This is a genomic window from Streptomyces tyrfis (assembly GCF_037034285.1).
GTDB lineage: Bacteria > Actinomycetota > Actinomycetes > Streptomycetales > Streptomycetaceae > Streptomyces.
In genome coordinates this window covers 44,736-69,358 of record NZ_JBAGJZ010000013.1, presented here as the reverse complement: position 1 = coordinate 69,358, position 24,623 = coordinate 44,736, and the positions used below count along the sequence as shown (strand labels likewise).

Genomic DNA, 24,623 nt, shown 5'->3' with positions numbered 1-24,623 from the left:
AGGCCGGCTGATGGCACGGCGATACGACTGCAACGACGCGACCGACCGTACGACGGGGCTGCGTGAGGCCGTGTCGGCCGTCCGCCGCGGCGAACTGGTCGTGCTGCCCACCGACACCGTGTACGGCGTCGGCGCGGACGCCTTCAGCTCCGAGGGCGTCGCCGACCTGCTGACCGCCAAGGGCCGCGGCCGCAACATGCCCACCCCCGTCCTGATCGGCTCCCCGAACACCCTGCACGGCCTGGTCACCGACTTCTCCGAGCAGGCGTGGGAACTCGTCGACGCCTTCTGGCCGGGCGCCCTCACGCTCGTCGCCCGCCACCAGCCCTCGTTGCAGTGGGACCTCGGGGACACCCGCGGCACCGTCGCCGTCCGGATGCCGCTGCACCCGGTCGCCATCGAACTGCTCACCGAGTTCGGGCCGATGGCCGTGTCCAGCGCCAACCTCACCGGCCACCCCGCCCCCGAGACCTGCGACGCCGCGCAGGAGATGCTGGGCGACTCCGTCTCCGTCTACCTCGACGGGGGACCCACGCCCGGCATCGTGCCGTCGTCGATCGTCGACGTCACCGGCAAGGTCCCCGTGCTGCTGCGCGCCGGCGCGGTCTCCGTCGAAGAACTCCGCGAGGTGGTACCCGACCTCGAGGTGGCGAATTGACCGCCCCTGAGGGGCGTGGCATAGCGGGGCGGGCCGACACTTTCCGCATCCTCCACGTCAGCACCGGCAACGTCTGCCGCTCGCCCATCACCGAGCGGCTGACCCGGCACGCCCTGGTGGACCGCCTCGGCGATCCGCTGCTGGGCGGACTGATCGTGGAGAGCGCGGGCACCTGGGGCCACGAAGGCGCCCCCATGGAGGCCAACGCCGAGATCGTCCTCGCCGACTTCGGCGCCGACCCCACGGGCTTCGTCGGCCGCGAACTCCTCGACGAGCACGTCATCCGCGCCGACCTGGTGCTCACCGCCACCCGCGACCACCGGGCGCAGGTCATCTCCATGGGCCACTCGGCCGGGCTGCGGACCTTCACCCTCAAGGAGTTCACCCGCCTGGTCCGGGCCATCGACCCGGCCACCCTGCCCGACCCGCGCGAGGAGGGCGTCGTCGAACGCGCCCGCGCCCTGGTGCGCGCCGCCGCCGCGCTGCGCGGCTGGCTGCTGGCGCCCACCGCCGAGGCCGACGAGGTGAACGACCCGTACGGGGCCCCGATCACGTTCTTCCGGTCCATCGGCGACGAGATCAACCAGGCCCTGGAGCCGGTCGTCACCGCGCTGACCGGCGTGCCCGCCGTGCACTGACCCGGGCGCCTGCCCGCACCGGCCGAGGCGGCCGGGCGCCGCTCCGACGGCCGTACGCGGGGCCGGGCACCCGGGAGGGGCCGGGCGGGTGCACGACGGCCGCACAGCGGGCGGGAGGCCCGCGGCGGGCCTACATTGGAGCTGACGCCAGCGCACCCGTTCCAGGCCCGGAGCCGTCAGATGCCGGTCACCACCCCCGCCGCCCAGCCCTCGCCCCCCGCCGCCGGCGGCGCGCTGCCGCAGGACTTCGACGCCCTGTGCCGGGAGGACCCGGAGATCGCCGCCGTGCTCCTGGCGGAACTGGACCGGCAGTCGAGCAGCCTGCAGCTGATCGCCGCCGAGAACTTCACCTCGCCCGCGGTCCTCGCCGCGCTCGGCTCACCCCTGGCCAACAAGTACGCCGAGGGCTACCCCGACGCCCGCCACCACGGCGGCTGCGAGCACGCCGACGCCGCCGAACGCATCGCCCGCCGCCGCGCCACCGCCCTCTTCGGCGCCGACCACGCCAACGTCCAGCCGCACTCCGGCTCCTCCGCTGTGCTCGCCGCCTACGCCGCCCTGCTGCGCCCCGGCGACACGGTGCTCGCCATGGGACTCCCGTACGGCGGGCACCTCACCCACGGCTCGCCCGCCAACTTCTCCGGCCGCTGGTTCGAGTTCATCGGCTACGGGGTGGACCCGGAGAGCGGCCTGATCGACTACGCGCAGGTCCGCGCCCTGGCCCGGGCGCACCGCCCCAAGGCGATCGTCAGCGGCTCGATCGCCTACCCCCGCCACCCCGATCACGAGCTCTTCCGGGAGATCGCCGACGAGGTCGGCGCGTACCACATCGCCGACGCCGCGCACCCGATGGGACTGATCGCCGGGGGAGCGGCCCCGAACCCGGTCCCGTACGCCGACGTGGTCTGCGCGACCACGCACAAGGTGCTGCGCGGGCCCCGCGGCGGGATGATCCTGTGCGGCGCGGAGCTGGCCGAGCGGATCGACCGGGCGGTGTTCCCGTTCACCCAGGGCGGGGCGCAGATGCACACCATCGCCGCGAAGGCCGTCGCGTTCGGGGAGGCGGCCACGCCGGCGTTCGCCGCGTACACCCGTCGGGTGATCGCGCACGCCCGGGTGCTGGCCGCCGGGCTGCGGGCGGAGGGCTTCGAGATCACCACGGGCGGCACGGACACCCATCTGATCGTCGCGGACCCGTCCCCGCTGGGCGTCGACGGCCGGGTCGCCCGGGCCCGGCTCGCGGAGGCGGGCCTGGTGCTGGACACCTGCGCGCTGCCGCACGGGGACGCGCGCGGCATCCGGTTCGGCACCGCCGCGGTCACCACCCAGGGCCTGGACGACGCGGACATGGCGCGGCTGGCGGTGCTGTTCGGGGCGGCGGTGCGCGAGGAGGACGGGGCGCGGGAGGTCCGCGCGGAGGTCCGGGAACTGGCCCGCGCGCACCCGCCGTACCCGTCCGGGGCCTCGCCCGGCGGGCCGGCCTGACCGGGGCCGCACCGGGGCCGGAGACGGAACCACCGGCCCGTCCCCGGGTGTCCTCGGCCATGGCCCCGTGGCGCGCTCGGCCACGGGGCGGACCGGAGAGACCGTCTAAGGTGGGCTGAGATGGCCGGCGAAATCTGTGGGGCAGCCCGTGCGTGATTACCTGCTGACACTCTGTGTCACGGCTGCGGTGACCTGTCTGCTGACCGGTCCGGTGCGCAAGTTCGCCATCGCGGCCGGGGCGATGCCCGCGATCCGCGCGCGCGACGTGCACCGGGAGCCGACGCCGAGGCTCGGCGGCATCGCGATGTTCGGCGGGCTGTGCGCGGGACTGATCGTCGCCGCCCACCTCCACAACCTCGACTGGGTCTTCCGGCAGTCCAGCGAGCCGCGGGCGCTGCTCTCCGGGGCCGCCCTGATCTGGCTGATCGGGGTCCTGGACGACAAGTTCGAGATCGACGCGCTGATCAAGCTCGGCGGGCAGATGATCGCCGCCGCGGTCATGGTCCTCCAGGGGCTGACGATCCTGTGGCTGCCGATCCCCGGCATCGGCACGGTCGCGCTCACCCAGTGGCAGGGCACGCTGCTCACGGTCGCCCTGGTGGTCATCACGATCAACGCGGTGAACTTCGTGGACGGTCTGGACGGCCTCGCGGCGGGCATGGTGTGCATCGCCTCCGCCGCGTTCTTCCTGTACACGTACCGGCTCTGGTACGGGCACATGATCGAGGCGGCGGCCCCCGCGACGCTGTTCACGGCGATCCTGATGGGCATGTGCCTGGGCTTCCTGCCGCACAACATGCACCCGGCCCGGATCTTCATGGGCGACTCGGGATCGATGCTGATCGGTCTCGTGCTGGCGGCCGGCGCGATCTCCGTCACCGGGCAGGTGGACCCGGACACGATGAAGATCTTCGCGGGCAGCGAGCGCGAGGCCACCCACGCGATGCTGCCGGTCTTCATCCCGCTGCTGCTGCCGCTGACCATCATCGCGATCCCGGCCGCGGACCTGGTGCTGGCGATCGTACGCCGCACCTGGAACGGCCAGTCGCCGTTCGCCGCGGACCGCGGGCACCTGCACCACCGGCTGCTGGAGATCGGCCATTCCCACAGCCGGTCCGTGCTGATCATGTATTTCTGGTCGGCGTTGATCGCGTTCGGCGCGGTCGGATATTCCGTGCACTCGGCGTCCCTGTGGATCGTGCTGGTGATCGTGGGACTGAGTGCACTGGGCCTCGTTCTGCTGCTCATGCCGCGCTTCACGCCCCGGGCGCCGTATTGGGCGGAACGCTTCGTGCCGCCCCGCTACCGGCACCGCCGCGCCCACGGCGACGAGGCGGTGTCCGGAGGGGCGTCGGGGGTGGCCCAGGAGGCCCAACAGGGGCCTGCGGAGGGGCAGATGGGGGAAGCCGGCGGAGGGCGCCGGGAACGGCCGCCGACCGCTGCCGCGGGGGTGCGCGGCGTCAATGGGGCGACCGCTCTGAGCGCTCGTTCGCGTCTTTCGGACAGAGATACGGCTGATTCGGCTCGCTGACCATCCCGATTCGCCCCCCTGACGATTCGGTCATCGGGGGCAATATCAGGCGAGATATCGAGTTGTCTTGCTCACACGCGCAAATTCACTCTCATGTGTGACAGCAAGCACAGACCTTAGTAAAGACCTCATCAAATAGTTTGTGATACCGTTCACTAGGCCCGGTGACGGAGTTGAAGGACGTGAGAAGCGCGGTCCTTCGGCCCGAGGCATCGACTCGGACCGGGCCCTACGCTCGTCCTCGACGACACACTGCCCACCCCCAGTAAGCGGAGCTGCCCCATGCCGTCCAACGACGCCCGGACTCTCCTCCAGACCGCCGTACCCACCGCTGCCGCCGGCGCCGTCGCCGCCGCGATCAGCGGCGGAGTCGCAGGCGGCAAGGGAGCCCTCGGCGCGGTCGTGGGGACGCTCGTGGTGATTCTCTTCATGGGGATCGGACTCGTGGTCCTGCAACGGACCGCCCGGTCCCTGCCCCACCTGTTCCAGGCGATGGGGCTGATGCTGTACACGGCTCAGCTTCTCCTGCTGTTCATCTTCGTCGCCGCATTCAAGAACACCACGGTGTTCAACCCGAAGTCCTTCGCGATCACCCTGGTCGCGGCGACTCTGGTGTGGATCGGCGCACAGGCGCGTGCGCACATGAAGGCCAAGATCCTCTACGTCGAACCCGAGTCCGACAAGAGCGAGAAGCCCGAGAACGCCGGGTCGAAGTCGTGAAGGGTAGGGGCGGGATAAGCACGGGTTCAAGACCCTGCTATCGTCCGGTTCCAACTGCGGCATTGCGGGCGCGGGCATGTGAGCTGACGCCTGCTCGATCGCGAGGCTCAATGCCTGACTGCCGCTCACACATCCGTAACACCAGTCCAGTGCCGAACCGCGGCTGCGCGCCGCGCCGACACAACGAGGTTGCCGTACCTATGCGCCACGCTGAAGGAGCCCGCGGTGAGTGCTGACCCGACACAGGTGCTCGCCTTCGAGACCGATTGCCACATCTTCGACGGTTGTGGTTTCCCGGCACCCGGCTTGCACTCGTTCCTGTTCAAGCCCCTCTGGGGCGACGCGGACAGCAACCTGTACTTCAACAAGACGATGCTGCTGGCCCTGCTCGGCTCGATCATCATCGTCGGCTTCTTCTGGGCGGCGTTCGCCAAGCCGAAGCTCGTCCCCGGCAAGCTGCAGATGGTGGCCGAGGCCGGCTACGACTTCGTGCGCCGTGGTGTCGTCTACGAGACGATCGGCAAGCGCGAGGGCGAGAAGTACGTCCCGCTCGTGGTCTCGCTGTTCTTCTTCGTCTGGATGATGAACCTCTGGTCCATCATTCCGGTCGCCCAGTTCCCGGTGACGTCGATCATCGCGTACCCGGCCGCGCTCGCCGCGATCGTGTACGTGCTGTGGGTCGGTCTGACCTTCAAGCGGCACGGCTTCGTCGGAGCCTTCAAGAACTTCACGGGCTACGACAAGTCCCTCGGCGCGGTCCTGCCGCTTTCGATGACCATCGAGTTCTTCTCGAACCTGCTGGTCAGGCCCTTCACCCACGCCGTCCGGCTCTTTGCCAACATGTTCGCGGGCCACACCCTGCTGCTGCTCTTCACGATCGCCAGCTGGTACATGCTCAACGGCATCGGCATCGCCTACGCGGGTGTCTCGTTCGTGATGGTCATCGTGATGACCGCTTTCGAACTCTTCATCCAGGCCGTCCAGGCCTATGTGTTCGTGCTGCTGACCTGCAGCTACATCCAGGGTGCCCTCGCCAAGGGCCACTGAGCACAGCGATCACCGAACACCCCACCTCCTGAAGCTCCCGGTGGCCAACCCCCACCGGACCAAGAAAGAGAAGGAAGAACCGGGCATGTCTGCTCTCCAGACCCTCGCCGAGTCCAGCGTCGCGATCAAGGGCAACCTCGGCTCCATCGGTTACGGCCTCGCCGCGATCGGCCCCGGCGTCGGCGTCGGCATCATCTTCGGTAACGGCACCCAGGCGCTCGCCCGCCAGCCCGAGGCCGCCGGTCTCATCCGCGCCAACCAGATCCTCGGCTTCGCCTTCTGTGAGGCGCTCGCCCTGATCGGTCTGGTCATGCCGTTCGTCTACCCGACCTCCTGACCCGGTAGCGAACAGCCCAATCGACGGAAGGCACTGACGTGAACCCTCTGGTTCAGCTCGCGGCGGAGGAAGCGGAAAACCCGCTCATCCCGCCGGTTCCTGAGCTCGTCATTGGCTTCATCGCCTTTGTCATCGTCTTCGGCTTCCTCGCCAAGAAGCTCCTCCCGAACATCAACAAGGTTCTGGAAGAGCGCCGCGAGGCCATCGAAGGCGGTATCGAAAAGGCCGATGCGGCCCAGACCGAGGCCCAGAGCGTGCTCGAGCAGTACAAGGCTCAGCTCGCCGAGGCCCGCCACGAAGCCGCGCGTCTGCGCCAGGAGGCGCAGGAGCAGGGCGCCGTGATCCTGCAGGAGATGCGGGCCGAGGGCCAGCGGCAGCGCGAGGAGATCGTCGCTGCCGGTCACGCCCAGATCGAGGCCGACCGCAAGGCCGCGGCCGCGGCGCTGCGCCAGGACGTCGGCACGCTCGCCGTCGAACTGGCCGGCAAGCTCGTCGGGGAGTCCCTCGAGGACCACGCCCGGCAGAGCGGCACCGTCGACCGCTTCCTCGACGAGCTCGAGGCGAAGGCCGACGCGAAGGCCGAGGCCGTCCGATGAACGGCGCGAGCCGCGAGGCACTGGCTGCCGCACGTGAGCGTCTCGACGCGCTGACCGACAGCACGTCGGCCGACGCGACGAGGCTCGCCGACGAGCTGGCCGCCGTGACGGCGCTGCTCCAGCGCGAGGTTTCGCTGCGACGGGTCCTCACCGACCCGTCGCAGGCCGGCGAGGCCAAGGCCGAGCTGGTCGGACGGCTGCTGGGCGGGCAGGTGGGCGGCGCGACCGTCGACCTGGTCTCCGGCATGGTCCGCTCCCGCTGGTCGCAGTCGCGCGACCTGGTCGACGCGGTCGAGGAACTGGCGAACATCGCGGACCTCACCGCCGCCCAGCGCGGCGGGGACCTCGACGACGTCGAGGACGAGCTGTTCCGGTTCGGCAGGATCGTCGCGTCCGACAAGGACCTGCGTGCCGCGCTCACCGACCGGTCCGCGTCCGCCACCGCCAAGAGCCAGCTGCTCCGCAGCCTGCTCGGCGGCAGGACCCGGCCGGCCACCGAGCGCGTGATCACGCGCCTCGTCACCGCGCCGCGTGGACGTAGCCTTGAAGGGGGACTCGAGTCCCTCTCCAAGCTCGCCGCGGAGCGCCGGGACCGCATGGTCGCCGTGGTCACCTCGGCGGTGCCGCTCAGCGACCGGCAGAAGCAGCGACTCGGCGCGGCACTGGCGAAGATCTACGGTCGGCCCATGCACCTGAACCTCGACGTGGACCCCGAGGTCCTCGGCGGGATCTCGGTGCGGGTCGGCGAGGAGATCATCGACGGCACCATCGCGGAGCGCCTCGCGGAGGCGAACCGCCGTATGGCCGGCTGACGAGCCGCCGCAGCAACAGAACCACAGCAAGACCAGCGGCCCGGTTGGGCCGTGCAGAAACTGCAGAAGATTCCTGGGGGTCGGCCCCCAGACCCCCTTAAGAAACTTCGGGCCCAACAAGGAGAGCAGGGAACCCAGATGGCGGAGCTCACGATCCGGCCGGAGGAGATCCGGGACGCACTGGAGAACTTCGTCCAGTCGTACAAGCCGGACGCGGCCTCGCGCGAGGAGGTCGGTACGGTCAGCGTTGCCGGCGACGGCATCGCGAAGGTCGAGGGACTTCCCTCGGCCATGGCGAACGAGCTGCTGAAGTTCGAGGACGGCACCCTCGGTCTCGCCCTCAACCTCGAGGAGCGCGAGATCGGTGCGATCATCCTCGGCGAGTTCGACGGGATCGAGGAGGGCCAGTCGGTGCAGCGCACCGGCGAGGTGCTCTCCGTCGGCGTCGGCGAGGGCTACCTCGGCCGCGTCGTCGACCCCCTCGGCAACCCGATCGACGGTCTCGGAGAGATCGCGACCGACGGCCGCCGCGCCCTCGAGCTGCAGGCCCCGGGCGTCATGGTCCGCAAGTCGGTGCACGAGCCGATGCAGACCGGCTACAAGGCCGTCGACGCCATGGTGCCGATCGGCCGCGGTCAGCGTCAGCTGATCATCGGCGACCGTCAGACCGGCAAGACCGCGCTGGCCGTCGACACGATCATCAACCAGCGCGACAACTGGCGCTCGGGCGACGTGAACAAGCAGGTCCGCTGCATCTACGTCGCCGTCGGCCAGAAGGGCTCCACCATCGCCTCCGTGCGCGGTGCCCTCGAAGAGGCCGGAGCGCTGGAGTACACGACCATCGTCGCCGCCCCGGCGTCCGACCCGGCCGGCTTCAAGTACCTCGCGCCGTACACCGGTTCGGCCATCGGCCAGCACTGGATGTACCAGGGCAAGCACGTCCTGATCATCTTCGACGACCTCTCGAAGCAGGCCGACGCCTACCGCGCCGTGTCGCTTCTGCTGCGCCGTCCGCCGGGCCGCGAGGCCTACCCGGGCGACGTCTTCTACCTCCACTCGCGTCTGCTGGAGCGCTGCGCGAAGCTCTCCGACGACATGGGCGCCGGTTCGATGACGGGCCTCCCGATCGTCGAGACCAAGGCGAACGACGTGTCGGCGTTCATCCCGACCAACGTCATCTCCATCACCGACGGCCAGTGCTTCCTGGAGTCCGACCTGTTCAACGCCGGCCAGCGCCCGGCCCTGAACGTCGGTATCTCCGTCTCCCGCGTCGGTGGCTCCGCCCAGCACAAGGCGATGCGCCAGGTCTCCGGCCGTCTCCGCGTCGACCTCGCCCAGTACCGCGAGCTGGAGGCGTTCGCCGCCTTCGGTTCCGACCTGGACGCGGCCTCGAAGGCGTCGCTGGAGCGCGGTAAGCGCATGGTCGAGCTGCTGAAGCAGCCGCAGTACAGCCCGTTCCCGGTCGAGGAGCAGGTCGTCTCCATCTGGGCCGGCACCAACGGCAAGATGGACGACGTCCCGGTCGAGGACATCCGCCGCTTCGAGACGGAGCTGCTGGAGTACCTGCGCCGCGAGCGCAAGGACCTCCTGACCAGCATCCGCGAGGGCGCCAAGATGTCCGACGACACGCTGCAGGCGATCGCCGACGCCGTCGCCGCGTTCAAGCAGCAGTTCGAGACCTCGGACGGCAAGCTCCTGGGCGAGGGCTGATCGATGGGCGCTCAGCTTCGCGTTTACAAGCGCCGCATCCGCTCCGTCACCGCCACGAAGAAGATCACCAAGGCGATGGAGATGATCGCCGCCTCGCGCATCGTCAAGGCGCAGCGCCAGGTGGCGGCGTCCACGCCGTACGCCACCGAGCTGACCCGCGCGGTGACGGCGGTGGCGACCGGCTCCACCACCAAGCACCCGCTGACCACCGAGGCCGACAACCCGACCCGCGCCGCGGTCCTGCTCATCACGAGCGACCGCGGGCTGGCCGGCGGCTACTCCTCCAACGCCATCAAGGCGGCGGAGCGGCTGACCGAGCGGCTGCGCGGTGAGGGCAAGGAGGTCGTCACGTACGTGATCGGCCGCAAGGGCGTCGCCTACTTCGGATTCCGCGAGCGCAAGATCGAGGATTCGTGGACGGGCTTCACCGACAGCCCGACCTACGCGGACGCCAAGCGGGCCGCCGCCCCGTTGATCGAGGCGGTCAGCAAGGACACCGCCGAGGGCGGCGTAGACGAGCTGCACATCGTCTTCACGGAGTTCGTGTCGATGATGACGCAGAACCCGGTCGACGACCGGATGCTGCCGCTCAGCCTCGACTCCGCGAAGGAGAAGGACGGCAAGGCCGAGATCCTGCCGCTCTTCGAGTTCGAGCCGTCGGCGGAGGACGTCCTCGACGCCCTGCTTCCGCGGTACGTCGAGAGCCGTGTCTACAACGCGCTGCTCCAGGCCGCCGCTTCCGAGCACGCAGCCCGCCGCCGCGCGATGAAGTCGGCGACCGACAACGCCGGTGAGCTCATCAAGACGCTCTCCCGGCTCGCCAACGCGGCCCGCCAGGCCGAAATCACCCAGGAAATCAGCGAGATCGTCGGTGGTGCCAGTGCGCTGGCCGACGCGACCGCGGGGAGTGACAAGTAATGACGACGACAGTTGAGACGGCCGTTGCCACGGGCCGCGTCGCCCGGGTCATCGGCCCGGTCGTCGACGTGGAGTTCCCCGTCGACGCGATGCCGGACATCTACAACGCGCTGACCGTGCAGGTCGCCGACCCGGCCGAGGAGGGCAAGCTCAAGACGCTGACCCTCGAGGTCGCGCAGCACCTCGGTGACGGCCTGGTCCGCGCCATCTCCATGCAGCCCACCGACGGCCTGGTCCGCCAGGCCCCGGTGACCGACACCGGCGACGGCATCACCGTTCCCGTCGGCGACGTCACCAAGGGCAAGGTCTTCAACACCCTCGGCGAGATCCTGAACAAGCCGGAGGCCGAGTCCGAGGTCACCGAGCGCTGGGCGATCCACCGCAAGGCGCCCAACTTCGACCAGCTCGAGTCCAAGACCGAGATGTTCGAGACCGGCGTCAAGGTCATCGACCTCCTCACCCCGTACGTCAAGGGCGGGAAGATCGGTCTGTTCGGTGGCGCCGGTGTCGGCAAGACCGTTCTGATCCAGGAGATGATCTACCGCGTCGCCAACAACCACGACGGTGTGTCGGTGTTCGCGGGCGTCGGTGAGCGCACCCGTGAGGGCAACGACCTCATCGAGGAGATGACCGACTCCGGCGTCATCGACAAGACGGCGCTGGTCTTCGGCCAGATGGACGAGCCGCCGGGGACGCGTCTGCGCGTCGCCCTGGCCGGTCTGACCATGGCGGAGTACTTCCGCGATGTGCAGAAGCAGGACGTGCTCTTCTTCATCGACAACATCTTCCGGTACACCCAGGCCGGCTCCGAGGTGTCCACCCTGCTCGGCCGCATGCCGTCCGCGGTGGGTTACCAGCCGAACCTGGCCGACGAGATGGGTCTGCTCCAGGAGCGCATCACCTCGACCCGCGGTCACTCGATCACCTCGATGCAGGCGATCTACGTCCCCGCGGACGACCTGACCGACCCGGCCCCGGCCACCACCTTCGCCCACCTCGACGCGACGACGGTTCTCTCCCGTCCGATCTCCGAGAAGGGCATCTACCCGGCCGTGGACCCGCTGGACTCCACGTCCCGGATCCTGGACCCGCGGTACATCGCCGAGGACCACTACAACGCCGCCATGCGCGTCAAGGGGATCCTCCAGAAGTACAAGGACCTCCAGGACATCATCGCGATCCTCGGCATCGACGAGCTGGGCGAGGAGGACAAGCTGGTCGTCCACCGCGCCCGTCGCGTCGAGCGCTTCCTGTCGCAGAACACCCACGTCGCCAAGCAGTTCACCGGCGTGGACGGTTCGGACGTCCCGCTCGACGAGTCGATCGCCGCGTTCAACGCGATCTGCGACGGCGAGTACGACCACTTCCCCGAGCAGGCGTTCTTCATGTGCGGTGGCCTGGAGGACCTCAAGGCCAACGCCAAGGAGCTCGGCGTTTCCTGAGCCGACGGCTCACCGAGGGGGACGGGCGCGTCCCGTCCCCCTCACCACGCCCCCTAGAATTGACCCAACACCCGGCCGGCGCGGCCGGGTGGTGACCCGAGGAGCCACCCTTGGCTGCTGAGCTGCACGTCGAGCTGGTCGCCGCGGACCGGAGTGTCTGGTCCGGCGAGGCCACCCTGGTCGTCGCGCGCACCACGTCCGGCGACATCGGCGTCATGCCCGGTCACCAGCCGCTTCTGGGTGTGCTGGAATCGGGCCCGGTGACGATCCGCACGAGCGACGGCGGAACGGTGATCGCCGCGGTGCACGGCGGATTCCTCTCGTTCGCGGACGACAAGCTGTCGCTGCTCGCGGAGATCGCGGAGCTGGCGGACGAGATCGACATCCAGCGCGCCGAGCGTGCGCTGGAGCGCGCGAAGGCGGACACCGACGCGGCCGCCGAGCGGCGCGCCGAAGTGCGACTGCGCGCGGTGGCGGTGCGCTAGCGCGCTGCGACAACGTAGCTTTACCCTCAGCCGCGGCACGGCCTGGAGACCCCTCCGGACCGTGCCGCGGCTGAGGCGATGCAGGTGCCTGTGAAATTCTGGTGTATCCGTTACTCGACGACGCGAGGAGGTCGGTGGAGATGTTCCTCGCGCTGTGGGTGGGCGGGCTCGTCGTCGCCCTGGTCCTGGTGGGACTCTTCGTCTTCGGTCTGCGCCGGAGGCTGATCCAGCGTTCCGGGGGGACCTTCGACTGCAGCCTCCGCTGGAACGTGCCGGGGGAGCCCGATGTCTCGGGCAAGGGCTGGGTGTACGGGGTCGCCCGGTACAGCGGCGACCGGATCGACTGGTTCCGGGTCTTCTCGTACTCGCTCCGTCCGCGCCGGGTCCTGGAGCGGGCCTCGATCGAGGTGATCGCGCGCCGGATGCCCGAGGGCGAGGAGGAGCTGGCGCTCCTCTCGGACGCCGTGGTGCTCGGCTGTCTCCACCGCGGGACCCGCCTGGAGCTGGCCATGAGCGAGGACGCGCTGACCGGCTTCCTCGCCTGGCTGGAGGCGGCCCCGCCCGGCCAGCGGGTCAACGTGGCCTGAGAACCGGTGTCCCACGGGCGGGGGATGTTCGTCGTGCCGCGCGTGGTGCCGTCCGTGGTTCCGTCTGTCGCTCGCTCCACGGGACGCCGACGGATTCGGCCGGTCCGGTCGGTTCCGGGGGCGTCTCGCGTCCCGGCGAGAGCCGGTTTCCCGGGCGCGTGGGCCCTGTGGGTGCGGCGGGGGCGCGCCCGTTCTTTCTTCCCGTGCCACGGCCCCTGGGCGCGCGCCCTGTCGGCGCGGCGGCGCCGGGCCCGTTCTTCGTACGCCACGGCCCCCGCCGGTGAACTCACCGATCGGGGGCCGTGGCCTACGGTCCCGCTCCGCGGGCTCCGGCGGGAGCCCGCGGGAACGCGGAAACCGGGGAGACAGGGGGCGGACCTGTCTCCCCGGTGGCTTTCCGGAGGAGCGCGCCACGGCGCGCGAGGGGTTACTTCAGGCCGTTGCTGATGGCGCCGACCAGTTCACCGTTGGCGGTGTCGCCGCTGAACTCCCAGAAGAACGCGCCTCCCAGGCCCTGATTCTTCGCCCAGGTCATCTTGGAGGAGATGGTGGCCGGGGTGTCGTAGCTCCACCAGTTGGAGCCGCAGCGCGCGTACGCGGTGCCGGCGATGGTGCCGGTGGCGGGGCAGCTGTTCTTGAGGACCTTGTAGTCCTCGATGCCGGCCTCGTAGGTGCCGGGGGCGGCGCCGGTGGCGGTGCCGCCGGGCGCGTCCTGGGTGACGCCGGTCCAGCCGCGGCCGTAGAAGCCGATGCCGAGCAGGAGCTTGGAGGCGGGGACGCCCTGGGCCTTCAGCTTGGCGATGGCGTCGGCGGAGTTGAAGCCGGCCTGCGGGATGCCGTCGTACGAGGTCAGCGGGGAGTGCGGGGCGGTCGGGCCCTTCGCCTCCCAGGCGCCGAAGAAGTCGTACGTCATCACGTTGTACCAGTCCAGGGACTGCACGGCGCCCGCGTAGTCCGTCGCGTCGATCTTGCCGCCCGCGGAGGCGTCGGCGGTGATGGCGGCCGTCACCAGGTTCTTGCTGCCGAACTTGGCGCGGAGCGCGGACGTGATGCCCTTCAGCGCGTTCGGGCCGCTGGTGTCACAGGTCAGACCGCAGGCGTTGGGGTACTCCCAGTCGACGTCGATGCCGTCGAAGACATCGGCCCAGCGCGGGTCCTCGACCAGGTTGTAGCAGGACTCGGCGAACGCGGCCGGGTTCTTCGCGGCGTCGGTGAAGCCGCCGGACCAGGTCCAGCCGCCGAACGACCACAGCACCTTGATGTGCGGGTACTTCGCCTTCAGCTTGCGCAGCTGGTTGAAGCTTCCGCGCAGCGGCTGGTCCCAGGTGTCGGCGACGCCGTCGACCGACTGGTCGGCGGTGTACGCCTTCTCGTAGTCGGCGTAGGAGTCACCGATCGTGCACTTGCCGCCCTGGACGTTGCCGAAGGCGTAGTTGATGTGCGTGATCTTCTCGGCGGAGCCGGAGGTGACCAGGTTCTTGACGTGGTAGTTCCGGCCGTAGACGCCCCACTCGGTGAAGTAGCCGAGGTTGACCTTGCCGCCGGGGCCGGGCGGGTTCCCGCCGCCGCCACCGGTGGTGTGGACCTTGACGGCGGCACTGGCCGGGCCGGTCTGGTCCGCGGTGTCACGGGCCCGCACCGTGTAGGAGTAGTCGGTGCCCGCCGTCAGACCGGTGTCGGTGTAGGTGGTGCCGGTGACGGTGGCGACGACGGCGCCGTCGCGCAGCACGTCGTAGTTCTTGATGCCCTTGTCGTCCGTCGCCGCGGCCCAGCTCAGCTTCACCGAGGTGTCGGTGATGTTGCTCGCGGTGGGGGTGCCGGGCGCGGAGGGGGCGTTGTCGCCGGGGACGCTGCCGCCGTCGCAGGAGCCGCCGTTCAGCTTGCAGCCGGTGGGGGCGCCGGAGCCGGTGCCGTTGAAGCCGAAGGAGATGCTGGCGCCGGGCGCGAGCGAGCCGTTCCAGCTCAGGTTCTTCGCGGTCCAGTGGGTGCCGGAGCCGGTGACGGTGGCGTCCCAGGCGGAGCCGACCGCGGTGCCCGTGGGGAAGTCCCACTCGACGGTCCAGGACGACAGGGCGGTGGTGCCGGTGTTCTTCACCGTCCACTGGCCCTCGAAGCCGCTGCCCCAGTCGGACTTCTTGAGGTACGTGGCGGTCGCCGAGGTGGCGGCTTCGGCGGGGGAGGCCAGGCCGACCATGGCGGCGAGCGGAAGGAGCAGCGCGGTGACGCCCGCGACCGCTCTGGACTTGGTGGCTCTACCGGTCCCGAGTCTGAATCGGGTCCGGCGTAGGGGGGTTTCAGTGCTCAACGGTGCTCCTCGGTTGAGGTCCGGACAATCGGGGGTGGTCCGTGGACTGCAAACCCTGCGCCGCCCAGAGCGCGCCTTGTCATGGCGCACTCACCGCAGTGTGTTGTCCGGCGAGATTAGGAAGGTCTGGACCAATCGTCAAGAGGTCCAGACCAAAGAACGTGCTCCCGTTCCCCGCACTCAACTCCCGTGCCGGTGCCGCCGCCTGGGGCCTTTGCGCCGTTCCGCCCGGGAACCCGCGCGGCGAAGCCCCGTCTCCCCGCAGGGAATCACCACCGGGTCTCCCTCGGTCTCCGCCGGGGTCTCCATCGAAAGAAGCAGATGGATTTCGTCTCCGGCGACGAGGAAACGGGGCCGCGCGGCCGTGAGAATGGGGGAGAACGGGAGGGAGAAGAACCGTGATCGTCACGCTGATCCTGCTCTGCGAAGTCGGCTTCTGGGTGCTGCTGGCCGTGGGGCTCGCGCTGCGGTACGCGGCGAGGAGGCCGCGGCTGGGCGCGGCCGTGCTGCTGTGCGAACCCCTGCTGGAGCTGGTGCTGTTGGCGGTGACGGCCATCGACCTGCGGAACGGGGCCGTGGCCGACTGGAAGCACGGGCTGGCCGCGGTCTACATCGGCTTCACAGTGGGGCTCGGCCACTCCACCATCCGCTGGGTCGACGCCCGGGTCGCCCACCGCTTCGCGGGCGGCCCGCCGCCGGCGCGGCCGCCGAAGTACGGCATGGCGCGCGCGGCGCACGAGTGGAAGGTCGCGGCCCGCTGGGGAGCCGCCTCGCTGACGGCGCTGGCGCTGCTCCAGGCGGCCGTCTGGTACGTCGGCGACGGCGACGTGTCGACGCTGCGGTCATGGCAGCAGACGATGCTGTTCGTGCTCGGGATCAACGTGGTCATCGCGGGCAGCTACACCCTGTTCCCGAAACGGGAGCCCGCGGGGAAGCCGTGACGCCTGACGCCCGCCCGGGGCCCCGGGACACCCGGCGTCCGCCGGGCCGGGGCGCGGCGGCGGACGCGGCGGGCGGTTCGGCTACCGCTCCCCGCCCGGCACCCACAGCACGTCCCCGACCTCCTTGTTCGCCGTCCGCGCGAGGATGAACAGCAGGTCGGAGAGCCGGTTGAGATACGTGGCCGTCAGCGCGTTCATCGTCTCGCCGTGCACCTCCAGAGCCGCCCAGGTGGACCGCTCCGCGCGCCTGACCACCGTGCACGCCTGGTGCAGCAGCGCCGCCCCCGGCGTACCGCCCGGCAGGATGAAGCTGCGGAGCTTCTCCAGATGCTCCAGGAAGCGGTCGCAGTCCGCCTCCAGCTTGTCGACGTAGCTCTGCTCCACGCGCAGCGGCGGGTACTTCGGGTTCTCGACGACCGGGGTCGACAGGTCCGCGCCCACGTCGAACAGGTCGTTCTGCACGCGGGAGAGGACCTTCACGACCTCCTCCGGAAGCCGGCCCAGCGCGATCGCCGTGCCGATGACGGCATTGGCCTCGTTCGCGTCGGCGTACGCCGCGATCCGCAGATCGGTCTTGGCGGTCCGGGACATGTCACCGAGGCTGGTGGTGCCCTGGTCGCCGGTGCGGGTGTAGATGCGTGTCAGATTGACCATGCGGCCAGCCTAGGCCGTATCCCCTCATCGCCGCCCCGACGCCCCGACGCGGCACGGCGGACGGCGGGGCGGCGACGCGGTCCGGGGCCCGTCTCCGCACCCTCGCTCACGGTGCGGCGCGAAGGGGCTCAACTGCGCCCGGCGGGCCGTCGGGTGGAGTGTCGGTGTGATGTCCGTCATGTGAGACGTGACGCGCATCTCTTCGTGGTCACAGGAACCCTCGCGGGTACTAATCTCCGCCGAAGAACAATGTGAACAACCGTTATGACCGGGGCCGTGCAGACCAGCTGCAGGGGCGAACCGAACCGAGGGGTGCAGACGTGGCCAGGAAGCTCGCCGTCATCGGAGCCGGACTCATGGGGTCCGGCATCGCGCAGGTCTCCGCCCAGGCGGGCTGGGACGTCGTGCTGCGCGACGTCACCGACGAGGCCCTGACCCGTGGCCGGGACGGCATCAGGGCCTCCTACGACAAGTTCGTCTCCAAGGGGAAGCTGGAGGCGGCGGACGCCGAGGCCGCGCTCGCCCGGATCACCACGACCACCGATCTCGACGCCGTCGCCGACGCGGACGTGGTCGTGGAGGCCGTCTTCGAGAAGCTCGACGTCAAGCACGAGATCTTCCGGTCCCTCGACAAGATCGTCCGGGAGGACGCCGTCCTCGCGTCCAACACGTCCGCCATCCCGATCACCAAGATCGCGGCCGTGACCGAGCGCCCGGAGCGCGTCGTCGGCGTGCACTTCTTCTCGCCGGTGCCGATGATGCGGCTGTGCGAGCTCGTCCGCGGCTACAAGACCAGCGACGAGACCCTCGCCACCGCGCGGGAGTTCGCCGAGTCCGTCGGCAAGACCTGCATCGTCGTCAACCGCGACGTGGCGGGCTTCGTCACCACCCGGCTGATCTCGGCGCTCGTCGTCGAGGCCGCCAAGCTGTACGAGTCGGGCGTCGCCTCGGCCGAGGACATCGACATCGCCTGCAAGCTGGGCTTCGGGCACGCCATGGGGCCGCTCGCCACCGCCGACCTGACCGGCGTCGACATCCTGCTCCACGCCACGAACAACATCTACACCGAGTCGCAGGACGAGAAGTTCGCCGCACCCGAGCTGATGCGCCGGATGGTGGACGCGGGTGACATCGGCCGCAAGAGCGGGCAGGGCTTCTACACGTACTGATCTTTTTTCGGTCCTCCGGTCCGCCCGACCCGCCGTCGGTCGGGCCCGGAGGAGCGGGGGGCTTCCGGGGCGACCGGGCGCTTCATCGCCGGGTCTCCGCCCTCGGGCTTTCAAGGCCCGTCGCGGGCCTCGGTCACTCCGTGGAGTGAAATCGGCATCGGTTCGCTTACAGACGGCAACTTCTCTGTCTCCGCCGCAGTCAGTTGTGGGAGAGACAGAACAGACAGACGAAATCTTGTGACGGAGCATTCCCGGGGAGCACATATGCACATCAGGGGCGACCACACCGAGCTGGTCGTCGGGGGCCGCCTCGACGTCCGGAGCGCGGCGGACGCCCGTACGGCCCTGCACTCGGCACTCGACGACGGAGCCGGAGACCTGGTGCTCGACCTGACCGAGCTGGACTCCTGGGACGCCACGGGGCTCGGCGTCATCATGGGCGCGCACCGCCGCGCCGGGCGGGCCGGGCGGCGGCTGGTGCTGCGGGGCGTGCCGCCGCAGATGCAGCGCCTGCTGGTCGCCACCCGCCTGCACCGCATCCTGGCCATCGAGGGCGGCCTCGCCGCGGACTCCCTGCCGCGCGTGTGATCACGGGCTGCCGCCCGCCCGACCACGGATTTCCCCACCTCCGCCACGGACTTCCCGCGTGCGCGCGGAGCGCCGTGCGGGTGACCGCGGCCGGGGCGCGCGGTGGCGGCACGGACCGCGCGGACGCCCGCCGGACCGCCCCAAGGGGCGTACGGTCGCGGCCCGTTGCCGACGCGGGCTCCGGCCCGTCCGCCGTCGGATTCCGGCACGCGCGAAATCGGCCATGCGGTGCGCACGAGGAGTCACATTCCGTACGAGAACGCGCGCATCGGACAGCTCGGCCCCCCCGACCGTGCGCGGGAACCGGGCGACGGTCTAGGGTCGGCCCGTCCGCCGATTGACGGCACCCCCCGGGCGGACACCGGCCCGGAGGCGACAGCAGGGCGCGCGAGGCCGGGAGGGGCAATCATGCGCGACGCGTCTGGGGGCTTTGGCGATGGACCCGACACACCAGGGGCCGGAGGAGTACGGCCGGGACGAGAACGGCTCCGGCGGCGGCGCCGACGGACGGCGCCCCTCCCCGGAACCGTCGCCGGGCTCCCGCACCCGTTCGGGCAGAGGAGGCGCCGCCGCTCCGGACTTCGGGCAGCCGGCGCCGCATCCGGCCCGGGTCGTCCGGCTCATATCGGGCGACTATCTGCTCACCGTCAACCCGGTCGACGGCAGCGAGGTCGAGCTGTGCCCGCCGGGGGAACACCCCGAGCCCCCGGTCCGGCGCACCGCGACGGAGCGCGCCGCCCGTGAACGCGCCGCCGCGCCCCCCGTGCCGCCGGGGCCGCCCGCCCCTCAACCGCCCCTCCTCGAACGCTCGGAGGAGCGCGAGCGGCTGGTGCGCCTGCTGGCCCGGGGCCGCTCCGTACGGCTCACCGGACCGGCCGGCTCCGGCCGTACCACCCTGCTGAACGCCGTCGCCGCCGACTGCGCCGACTTCGCGCCCGACGGCGTCGTACGGCTCTCCGGCCACAAGCGGTCCGTCACGGACGTGCTGTACGCGCTCTTCGAGGCCGTCTACGAGGCCGCGCCGCACCGGCCCGAGCACGCCGGCCTCCTCGACCTCCTGCGGGGCGTCGGCGCCGTGGTCCTCCTCGACGACCTGGAGTTCGGCGGGGCCGCCCTGGAGGAACTGCTCGACGCCACACCGGAGTGCGCCTTCCTGCTCACGGCGACCCCGGACGTCGCCGCCCCGGCCCCCGACTCGGACCTCGAAGAGGTCTTCCTCCCCGGACTCGGCCGGGGCTCCTCGGTCGAGCTGCTGGAACGGCTCGTCGAGCGTCCGCTCACCGAGGAGGAGAAGAACTGGGCGGGGGACCTCTGGTTCGAGTCCGAGGGGCTGCCGCTGCGCTTCGTCCAGGCGGGCGCCCTGCTGTGCCGGCGCGATCTGCTGCGCGCCGACCCCGGGGCCCGCGACCTCTCCGGCGCGCCCGCCGCCGCGGACCGTCCCGCGGAGCCGCCCTTCGGGCACGACGAGGCCACCGACGGCGTTCACATACCGCTGCCCGGTCTCGGCGAGGCCGCGGCGCCCGCCCCGCTGCTCGCCTCCGGGCTCAGCGAGCCCGCCCGCGACACCCTGCGCTTCGCGGTCGCGCTCGGCGGCGAGGTGCCGCACCAGGCGCACCTGCCGGCGCTGGTGGGGGACACCCACGCGGATGCCGCCCTGGGCGAGCTGGCCGCCTGCGGACTGCTCTCCCCGGCTGGCTCCCGCTACCGCCTGGCCGCGGGGGCCGTCGCCCAGCTGGAGGCCGCCGGATACGGAGCGGACAGCGCCGAGCACGCCCGGACGGCGGCCCAGCACTACGCCTGGTGGGCCGGGCACCCCTCGGTCACCCCGGGCAGGGTCACCGCCGAGGCCGACGCGGTCGTCGCCGCCCTGGCCCGGCTCGTCCCCGGCGAGGAGGCCGGGCAGACCAGCGCGGCCGTGCTCCTGGCCCGCAGCGCCGCCCCGGCCTTCGCGGCGGGGCTGCACTGGGGCGCCTGGGAGAAGACCCTGAGGATCGGTCAGGAGGCAGCCAGGATCGCCGGGGAGGTGGCCGAAGAGGCGTACTTCCACCATGAGCTGGGCATTCTGGCGCTCTGCTCCGGCAGCCCGGACCGGGCCCGGACGGAGCTGGAGACGTCCATCGGGATGCGCGGGGCCCTCGCCGACAAGCCCGGCATGGTGGTCGGGCGGCGCGCGCTGGCCCTGGTCGCGGACCGCTCCGGCGGACCGCTGCCCGGCGGACCGCTGCCGGGCGGCCCGACGCCCGGCGGTCCCGTACCGGGCGGTCCCGTGCCCGGCGGTCCGGTGGCCGGAGGGCCCGCGGCGGTGGGCCGGACGACGCCGACGCCCCGGTTCGACGAGACGACGCCGCTGCCCCTGGGGCCGGCGGCCGCGGCGGCGCGGAAGCGGGCGCCGGGGTCCGCGACGGACACCACCGCGGTGATCCCCTCGCGCGCCGGAGCCGCCCCCGCACCGGGCGCGGGCGCGGCCAAGGGCCGCATCGCCCTGCTGGGGAAGGCCCGGCGCAATCTGGTCGCGATCGGCGCGGGCGCGCTGCTCGCCGCCGTGCTCGGCACGGTCGTGGTCCTGGGCGCCACCTCCGGCGACGGCACGCCCCGGGGGAACCCGGGCGTCACGTCCGAGGAGTCGCCGGGCGACGACGCGAACGGGGCGACGGACGACGGCCCGGCGGACGGCTCCGGTCAGCAGGACCGGGCGCCCGACGACGGCCCGGTGACGGCCGGCCCGTCGGAGGGCGAGCCCACCCCGAGCGGAAGCGGTACGCCGACGGGCTCGGCGGAGCCCAGCGACCGCCCCTCGCCGGGCGCCCCGTCCGACGACCACCCCGCCCCGGACGGGACGACCGACCCGGCCACGCCGACGAAGCCGTCCACGCCGACGGCGTCGGGGGAGCCGAGCCCGAGCCCGACGGACGACACCTCCACGGAACCGACGCCCCAGCCCTCGGAGACCCAGCCGGTCCCCCCGGACACCACCGACTCGGCGGGCGGACCGGCCTCGTCCTCCCTCTCGGCGTCGGCGGAGGCCGAGGACGGCGCGCCGGAGGTGGTCTGAGCCGCGCCGGGATCGCCGCGCCGGGATCGCCGCGCCGCGTCCGGGCCGGCGTCACATGCGGGAGCGGAACGACGGACGCCGCCGGAAGGCCGCGTGACCGCCCGCCGCCACGCGGGAAAGCGGAACGCCGGACGCGTACGGGGCGTCCGGCGTCGGGGCGATGCGGCGGGGGAGCGGGGCCGGCCAGGAGAGCGGAGCCGGCCGGTGGAAACGGGCTGTTCGGGGCGGAGACGGGCCGGTCAGGGCGGAAAGGGACCGGCCAGGGGAAACGGGGCCGTCCGGCGGAAGCGGGCCGTCCGCGGGGACGGGCCCGGACCGGGGGAGCGGGGCGTCAGAACAGCCGCAGCTTGTCGTCCTCGATGCCGCGCAGCGCGTCGTAGTCGAGGACCACGCAGTCGATGCCCCGGTCCGTCGCCAGCACCCGGGCCTGCGGCTTGATCTCCTGCGCCGCGAAGACGCCCTTCACGGGGGCGAGGTGGGGATCGCGGTTGAGCAGCTCCAGATAGCGGGTCAGCTGCTCCACGCCGTCGATGTCGCCGCGCCGCTTCAGCTCCACGGCCACCGTGCCCCCGTCCGCGTCCCGGCAGAGGATGTCGACGGGGCCGATCGCGGTGAAGTACTCGCGGCGGATCAGCGTGTAGCCCTCGCCGAGAGTCTCGATCCGGTCGGCGAGGAGTTCCTGAAGATGCGCCTCGACGCCGTCCTTGATGAGCCCCGGGTCGACGCCGAGTTCGTGCGACGAGTCGTGGAGGATCTCCTCCATCGTGATGATCAGTTTCTCGCCCGCCTTGTTCACCACGGTCCAGACGGACGCGGTGTCGTCGGCGCCCTCCTTGAGGGTGCAGGGCGGCGACATCCAGTTGAGGGGCTTGTACGCCCGGTCGTCGGCGTGGATCGATACGCTCCCGTCCGCCTTGATCAGGATCAGGCGGGGGGCGGAGGGCAGGTGGGCGGTGAGCCGGCCGGCGTAGTCGACGGAGCAGCGGGCGATGACGAGACGCATGGTCGGCAACGCTACTCGACGACGGGTCCTCCACGCGATTCTCCCCCTTCCGTCCCCGACCGGACCGGACCGCCCGGAGCGCCGGTGAGATCGGGTGCTTTCGTTCTTGTCCCTCTTTGCTCTCCTTCGTGAGTGGCCGGTTGTGTTCCCAATCTCCTGGTGCGGCCAGGACCGCACCCTTACCGTGTAATCAGGAGGTCGCCGTGTGTGCACGCCGCGTCGTCGCCCTCCTTGCCCTGCCCGTAGGGCCCCGGCCCGGCGTCGGGGCCGCGAGAGGAGAACCCATGTCGCTCGACGTCTCACCGGCGCTGTTGGAACAGGCCGAGCGAGGCGAGGTCGACGAAGCCGATTTCGTCGACTGCGTCCGGACCTCCCTGCCCTATGCGTGGGAGATGATCAGCTCGTTGGTGGCCCAGCTGAAGGTCGACGGCGGAGAGTTCGCCGACAACCAGACGCCCCCGCCGGACGAGCAGGCCCGTGGTCAGCTGCTGCGTGCGCTCGCGAGTGATGCGATACGCGGCGCTCTGCAACGGCACTTCGGAGTGCGCCTGGCATTCCAGAACTGCCACCGCGTCGCGGTGTTCCCGTTGGACTCCTCGGCCGACGAACGGTTGGCCCGATTCACCTCGGTGAGGGGTCAGTTGCTCAACCAGTCGCCCGAACTCCGGGACTGCTGAGGTCGGTTCGGCGGCAGGGTCTGCCCGGTCATGAGCCGTCGGGCAGACCCTGAGCGCTGCCGTCGTCGTGCCGCGGACCCCGGCCGGGGCGGGCCGGCCGGACCGGGGCGGTGAGCACGGAGCACGTTTCGCGATGCCCCCGCGGAGTGCGTCCCGCGACGCCTCGGACGGCCTCAGGCGAGGAGCGGCAGCACCTCCGTGCCCAGCCGCGCCACGTTCTCCTCCGTGACCGTCAGATCGCCCGAGCCCTCCACCAGGAGCGCGAAGCGGGTGATGCCCGTCCGCTCGGCGGTGGCGGCGAGCCGGTCGGCGGCCAGCCGGGGCGGGCCCACCGGATGAAGACCGCACAACAGCTCCGTATAGGCCACCGGGTCGCGCATCACCCGGTGCCGTCCGTCCACCGTCACATGGGCGTCCAGACCCTGCCGCAGCCAGCCGGGCATCGCCTTGACCAGGGTCTCCACCGCGTCCTCGGCGTGGTCGGAGATCTGCGCCACCCCCGCCGAGACGTGTCCGGCGGCCCGGACGCTCTCCGGCGGACGGCCCGCGGCCAGCGCGGTCGACCGCCACAGGGCGATCATCTCCGCCTTCTCCTCGTCCCCGCAGTGCATCCCGAGGAGCATCGGCAGCCCGCGCTCCGCGGCCAGCCGCACCGTCTTCGGCGAGGTGCAGGCGACGACCACCTCGGGGCCGCCGCACCCCTCGCCGCCCGGCCCGGCGCCGCCGCAGCCGTCGAGCGGGTCGTCGGCCCGGGGGACCACCGCCACCTCGCGGAAGCCGTATCGCGGACCCTTCCCGGCCACTCTCGGCGCGGTCAGCCAGTCGAGCAACAGCCCCAGGGACTCCGGGAAGTCCCTCTCGTACGCCTCCAGACCGCCGCCGAACACCTCCAGGTCCACCCAGGGGCCGCCCCGGCCGACGCCGAGGGTGAATCTGCCGCCGCTGGTGAGATGGAGCAGCGCGGTCTGTTCGCCCAGCGCGACCGGATGCTGGGCCGGCAGCACGCTCACCGCCGTGCCCACCCGGATCCTTCTGGTCCGGCCCAGCAGCAGCGCGGCCAGGGTGACGGCGGACGGGCAGACCCCGTACGGCACGAAATGGTGCTCCGCCAGCCAGACCGAGTCGAGCCCGGACTCCTCCGCGACCTCGGTGGACCGGATCGCGCGATGCAGCGCCTCCCCCGGGCCCTGCCCCGGAAACTGGGCTGCCAGTACGAACGTTCCCACGCGCATCGCCAATTGCCTCCTCGCGGCCGACGCGGGTCTCTC

General features: G+C 71.4%; 23 protein-coding genes. 19 read left to right on the top strand and 4 right to left on the bottom strand.

The features are described from left to right. Positions 1-10: 10 nt before the first annotated feature. The 14 genes from WA762_RS12630 (at position 11) to WA762_RS12565 (ending at position 12,966) form a co-directional block, all read left to right on the top strand. A complete protein-coding gene (locus tag WA762_RS12630) occupies positions 11-658 on the top strand; it encodes an L-threonylcarbamoyladenylate synthase (RefSeq protein ID WP_335935634.1) in 648 nt (215 codons plus the stop codon). After that, positions 655-1,296: an arsenate reductase/protein-tyrosine-phosphatase family protein gene (locus tag WA762_RS12625; protein ID WP_335935633.1), complete on the top strand. Its 642-nt coding sequence runs from the start codon at positions 655-657 to the stop codon at positions 1,294-1,296. The genes WA762_RS12630 and WA762_RS12625 overlap by 4 nt, the downstream gene beginning before the upstream one ends. A 180-nt stretch (positions 1,297-1,476) precedes the next feature. After that, complete coding sequence (locus WA762_RS12620; protein WP_335935632.1) at positions 1,477-2,781, top strand: serine hydroxymethyltransferase; 1,305 nt, start codon at positions 1,477-1,479, stop codon at positions 2,779-2,781. A 136-nt stretch (positions 2,782-2,917) separates the two neighbouring features. Further along, a complete protein-coding gene (locus WA762_RS12615) occupies positions 2,918-4,312 on the top strand; it encodes an MraY family glycosyltransferase (RefSeq protein WP_335935631.1) in 1,395 nt (464 codons plus the stop codon). Positions 4,313-4,594: 282 nt separating this feature from the next. Continuing rightward, on the top strand, positions 4,595-5,032 hold the full coding sequence (locus WA762_RS12610; RefSeq protein ID WP_335935630.1) for a hypothetical protein: 438 nt from the start codon (positions 4,595-4,597) through the stop codon (positions 5,030-5,032). 225 nt (positions 5,033-5,257) lie between these two features. Beyond that, the gene (gene atpB, locus WA762_RS12605; protein ID WP_335935629.1) at positions 5,258-6,079 is read left to right on the top strand and encodes a F0F1 ATP synthase subunit A; all 822 of its coding nucleotides are present in this window, start codon (positions 5,258-5,260) and stop codon (positions 6,077-6,079) included. An 85-nt stretch (positions 6,080-6,164) separates the two neighbouring features. Then, the gene (locus WA762_RS12600; RefSeq protein ID WP_335935628.1) at positions 6,165-6,416 is read left to right on the top strand and encodes an ATP synthase subunit c family protein; all 252 of its coding nucleotides are present in this window, start codon (positions 6,165-6,167) and stop codon (positions 6,414-6,416) included. A 38-nt stretch (positions 6,417-6,454) separates the two neighbouring features. Further along, on the top strand, positions 6,455-7,012 hold the full coding sequence (locus tag WA762_RS12595) for a F0F1 ATP synthase subunit B (protein ID WP_335935627.1): 558 nt from the start codon (positions 6,455-6,457) through the stop codon (positions 7,010-7,012). Continuing rightward, entirely contained in the window at positions 7,009-7,824 is an 816-nt protein-coding gene (locus WA762_RS12590; protein ID WP_335935626.1) for a F0F1 ATP synthase subunit delta, read from the top strand. The genes WA762_RS12595 and WA762_RS12590 overlap by 4 nt, the downstream gene beginning before the upstream one ends. Before the next feature lie 138 nt (positions 7,825-7,962). Then, positions 7,963-9,534: a F0F1 ATP synthase subunit alpha gene (gene atpA / locus WA762_RS12585; protein WP_335935625.1), complete on the top strand. Its 1,572-nt coding sequence runs from the start codon at positions 7,963-7,965 to the stop codon at positions 9,532-9,534. A gap of 3 nt (positions 9,535-9,537) precedes the next feature. Continuing rightward, complete coding sequence (locus WA762_RS12580; protein WP_335935624.1) at positions 9,538-10,452, top strand: F0F1 ATP synthase subunit gamma; 915 nt, start codon at positions 9,538-9,540, stop codon at positions 10,450-10,452. Further along, a complete protein-coding gene (gene atpD / locus WA762_RS12575) occupies positions 10,452-11,894 on the top strand; it encodes a F0F1 ATP synthase subunit beta (RefSeq protein ID WP_335935623.1) in 1,443 nt (480 codons plus the stop codon). Before WA762_RS12580 ends, atpD begins: the two co-directional genes overlap by 1 nt. Before the next feature lie 110 nt (positions 11,895-12,004). After that, positions 12,005-12,379, top strand: a complete 375-nt coding sequence (locus tag WA762_RS12570; RefSeq protein WP_335935622.1) for a F0F1 ATP synthase subunit epsilon — start codon at positions 12,005-12,007, stop codon at positions 12,377-12,379. Between the two features lie 140 nt (positions 12,380-12,519). After that, on the top strand, positions 12,520-12,966 hold the full coding sequence (locus WA762_RS12565) for a DUF2550 domain-containing protein (RefSeq protein ID WP_335935715.1): 447 nt from the start codon (positions 12,520-12,522) through the stop codon (positions 12,964-12,966). A gap of 427 nt (positions 12,967-13,393) precedes the next feature. Here the strand turns inward: WA762_RS12565 and WA762_RS12560 are convergent, their stop codons facing one another. Further along, complete coding sequence (locus tag WA762_RS12560; protein ID WP_335935621.1) at positions 13,394-15,271, bottom strand: glycoside hydrolase family 18 chitinase; 1,878 nt, start codon at positions 15,269-15,271, stop codon at positions 13,394-13,396. 398 nt (positions 15,272-15,669) lie between these two features. Here WA762_RS12560 and WA762_RS12555 point away from each other — a divergent pair, with 398 nt between their 5' ends. Next, a complete protein-coding gene (locus WA762_RS12555) occupies positions 15,670-16,212 on the top strand; it encodes a hypothetical protein (RefSeq protein WP_335935620.1) in 543 nt (180 codons plus the stop codon). 81 nt (positions 16,213-16,293) lie between these two features. Here WA762_RS12555 and WA762_RS12550 read toward each other — a convergent pair whose 3' ends face one another. After that, positions 16,294-16,866, bottom strand: a complete 573-nt coding sequence (locus tag WA762_RS12550) for a cob(I)yrinic acid a,c-diamide adenosyltransferase (RefSeq protein ID WP_335935619.1) — start codon at positions 16,864-16,866, stop codon at positions 16,294-16,296. Between the two features lie 320 nt (positions 16,867-17,186). On the opposite strand from WA762_RS12550, the gene WA762_RS12545 reads away from it, so the two are divergent. From WA762_RS12545 to WA762_RS12535, 3 genes are all read left to right on the top strand, one after another. Beyond that, positions 17,187-18,035, top strand: a complete 849-nt coding sequence (locus WA762_RS12545; RefSeq protein ID WP_335935618.1) for a 3-hydroxyacyl-CoA dehydrogenase family protein — start codon at positions 17,187-17,189, stop codon at positions 18,033-18,035. Positions 18,036-18,299: 264 nt separating this feature from the next. Beyond that, entirely contained in the window at positions 18,300-18,623 is a 324-nt protein-coding gene (locus tag WA762_RS12540) for an STAS domain-containing protein (protein WP_335935617.1), read from the top strand. Between the two features lie 436 nt (positions 18,624-19,059). Next, complete coding sequence (locus WA762_RS12535) at positions 19,060-21,675, top strand: ATP-binding protein (protein ID WP_335935616.1); 2,616 nt, start codon at positions 19,060-19,062, stop codon at positions 21,673-21,675. Positions 21,676-22,006: 331 nt separating this feature from the next. Here the strand turns inward: WA762_RS12535 and nucS are convergent, their stop codons facing one another. Continuing rightward, the gene (gene nucS, locus WA762_RS12530; RefSeq protein WP_335935615.1) at positions 22,007-22,678 is read right to left on the bottom strand and encodes an endonuclease NucS; all 672 of its coding nucleotides are present in this window, start codon (positions 22,676-22,678) and stop codon (positions 22,007-22,009) included. Positions 22,679-22,962: 284 nt separating this feature from the next. Here nucS and WA762_RS12525 point away from each other — a divergent pair, with 284 nt between their 5' ends. Then, positions 22,963-23,355 (top strand): SCO5389 family protein, encoded by a 393-nt coding sequence (locus WA762_RS12525; RefSeq protein WP_335935614.1) that lies wholly within the window; start codon positions 22,963-22,965, stop codon positions 23,353-23,355. A 173-nt stretch (positions 23,356-23,528) separates the two neighbouring features. Here the strand turns inward: WA762_RS12525 and WA762_RS12520 are convergent, their stop codons facing one another. Then, positions 23,529-24,587, bottom strand: a complete 1,059-nt coding sequence (locus tag WA762_RS12520; protein WP_335935613.1) for an LLM class flavin-dependent oxidoreductase — start codon at positions 24,585-24,587, stop codon at positions 23,529-23,531. Positions 24,588-24,623: the final 36 nt, after the last annotated feature.